2 protein-coding genes are annotated in these 3,061 nt (G+C 32.9%); both read right to left on the bottom strand.

Annotation, left to right across the window (positions count from 1 at the left end; all coding sequences use genetic code 11):
* Positions 1–2,362: endonuclease MutS2 (locus ACI3VO_RS12150; protein WP_439758171.1), on the bottom strand; the 2,362-nt coding region annotated here is incomplete at its 3' end.
* 177 nt (positions 2,363–2,539) lie between these two features.
* Positions 2,540–3,061: ABC transporter ATP-binding protein (locus tag ACI3VO_RS12145; RefSeq protein ID WP_439758170.1), on the bottom strand; the 522-nt coding region annotated here is incomplete at its 5' end.

Below are 3,061 nucleotides of genomic sequence, written 5' to 3'. Positions count from 1 at the left end.
TAGTTACGCCTGCTCCACCTTCACCGTATTCTCCTGGTCTTTTTGATTTGACGTGTTTGTTTCTCTTTAGCACGTCTTGAAGTCCTTTTTTAAGAACTCCTGTACCTATACCGTGGATAATTGTCACTGTTTCAAGTCCAGCAACACAGGCATCATCTAAGTATTTATCCATTTCTATTATAGCTTCCTCTAAGTTTAATCCTCTTAAATCAACCTCACCTTTTACTCTTCCTGATTTTTCGCTGATTATCTTACGTGTTTGTTTTGTCACTGTTGATTTTTTGTCCTTTGGAATTTTCTTTAGTGATTTAAATGGCAGGTTCATCTTCATTATACCTATTTGTACCACAGCTTCTTTTTTCTTATTGTCTACAGAAACTACGCTACCCTCTTGGTTTAATGTAACTACCTTGACATCATCACCTGGTTTTAAATCCTTTATTTCTTTTGAAGATACCTTTGGCATTATCATACTCTTTACAGAAGGTTGAAGGTCACCCATAGAATCTGATAATTCTTTTTTAAGCGCTTCAATCTTTTTGTGTTTTTCCTTAGAAGCCATTTCTGTTTCTAGCTTTCTAAGCTCTTTTAAAATTTGGTCTGATTGTTCTTTTGCCTGTCTAGTTATGCTAAATGCTTCTGACTTAGCCTTGCTGATGATTTTATCTCTTTGAGCTATTACTCTTCTAAGTCTTTCGTCGTATTCTGCCTTTACTTCTTCTATTTCTTGTCTTAATTTTTCTGCTTCTAAGCGTTCTTCTTCTGCCTTTAGTCTGTTCTTTTCTACGTTTTGTAGTACGTCTTCTAGCTCGATATTGTCTGTATTTATAAATTCCTTAGCTCTATTTATTACATATTCACTTAAGCCTAATTTTTTTGATATTTCAAATGCATTAGACTTTCCTGGAACACCTATCAACAATCTATATGTAGGACTCAATGTTTCTACATCAAATTCAACAGCTGCGTTTTCTACGCCTTTTTTAGTAAGAGCGTAATTTTTAAGCTCACTGTAATGAGTTGTAGCTATACATTTAGCCCCTGCCATATTTACATCTTCTAGTATGGCAATTGCAAGTGCTGCTCCCTCTACTGGATCTGTACCTGCTCCTAATTCGTCAAATATTACTAAAGAATCACAAGTGACTTCCTTTAATATAGAAACTGTATTTGTCATATGTGATGAAAATGTAGATAAACTTTGCTCTATACTTTGTTCATCACCGATATCTGCAAATATATTATCGTATACACACATACTAGTTCCAAAATCAGCTGGAATATGTAGACCACTTTGTGTCATAAGTGCAAATAAGCCTACAGTCTTTATTGTTACTGTTTTACCACCTGTATTTGGTCCTGTGATAACTAATGTATCGAATTCTCTTCCTAAATAAATATTATTTGGTACTACATCTCTCTTATCTATCATTGGATGTCTACCGTTTTTTATGTTGAAATATTTATCTTCATTTAGAACTGGTTCTATAGCTCTCATTTCAACAGATAATTTTCCTTTAGCAAATGCAAAGTCTAATTTTCCCAAAATTTCTTGATTTGAAATTAATTCTCCAGAAATTTCTCCTACCATAGCTGATAGCTCTGCCAAAATTCTCTCTATTTCCTCTTGTTCATCTAACTTTAATTTTCTAAGCTCGTTGTTCATCTCAACTATACTCATAGGCTCAATAAATAATGTAGCCCCTGATGATGATTGATCGTGAACTATACCTGATACTGATGATCTGTACTCAGCCTTTACTGGTATAACGAATCTATCACCTCTCATAGATATTATGTTATCTTGTAGGTATTTTTGGTATGTAGTCGAGCTTATGATAGAATTCAATTTTGATCTGATAGATTGATTCTTTTGAACTATTCTCCTTCTTATTGTTCTAAGTGTAGTAGATGCGCTATCAGATATTTCTGATTCACCTACAATAGAAGTATATATTCTATCCTCTATATCTCTATATGTATATAAAGCATTTGTTAGAGCTTGGATTATAGGATAATTAAAATCCTCTTCTTCTGAACCCTCTAAATTTTTCTTCAATGTACGCGCTACTCTTAAGCAATCCGCTACCTTAAGTAGTGCACCTGGATCTATTGTAGCACCTACATTAGCTCTCTTTGCCATATCCTCTATATCATGTATTCCATCCATACTCACTAAGCCTCTCTTAATAAGTATGGCTTGTGCCTCACTTGTTTCAAGCAAAGTGTTTTTTACTTCATCGAAGTCATTGCTTGGTTTTAAATTTTCTATATGTTTAAGCCCTAAAGAAGATGACGCCTTTGTTTTTAACTTATCTATTATTTTGTTAAATTCTAATACTCTAAGTGATCTCTCGTTCATCATTCCTCCTAATTTTTACCACAATTATTTTATATTTAATATTATTGATAAAAATCTCAAAATTATACTCGTCTGAGATTTTTATTTAACTTAGATTAAGCATAAATAAAACCACTTTATATTATACCTAACCCAAGCTTATTATGGCTAAAATTTTTGCATTTATTTTAATTTTATTTACGCAATTTCATTTGCCATCATGTAAAGTTGATAGTAAACACCTTTTTGTTCTAATAATTCTCTGTGATTTCCTTGTTCTACGATTCCATTTTCTGTCAGTACAAGTATTCTGTCTGCATTTTGTATAGTAGTCAATCTATGTGCTATTGTAAGTGTAGTTCTTCCTTTAGCTAATCTCTCTAGTGATTTAGATACTAGATATTCACTTTCATTGTCTAGAGCTGATGTAGCTTCATCTAGGATTAATATTTTCGGGTTCTTTAAAAATACCCTCGCTATACTTATTCTTTGCTTTTGACCACCAGATAATTTAACTCCTCTTTCCCCTACATATGAGTCGTATCCGTCTTTTAATTGAGTTATAAATTCATGAGCTCCTGCAAGCTTTGCAGCTTCTATTATTTCGTCTTTAGTCGCTTTAGGATTTCCGTAAGCAATATTATCGTAAACCGTACCGGCAAATAGATATACATCCTGTTGAACTATACCTATATTTTGTCTCAAGCTCTTTAAAGTAAT

The sequence above is a fragment of the Intestinibacter sp. genome, from assembly GCF_051866655.1.
Lineage (GTDB): Bacteria > Bacillota > Clostridia > Peptostreptococcales > Peptostreptococcaceae > Intestinibacter.
This window is presented reverse-complemented; position numbering and strand designations above follow the sequence as displayed.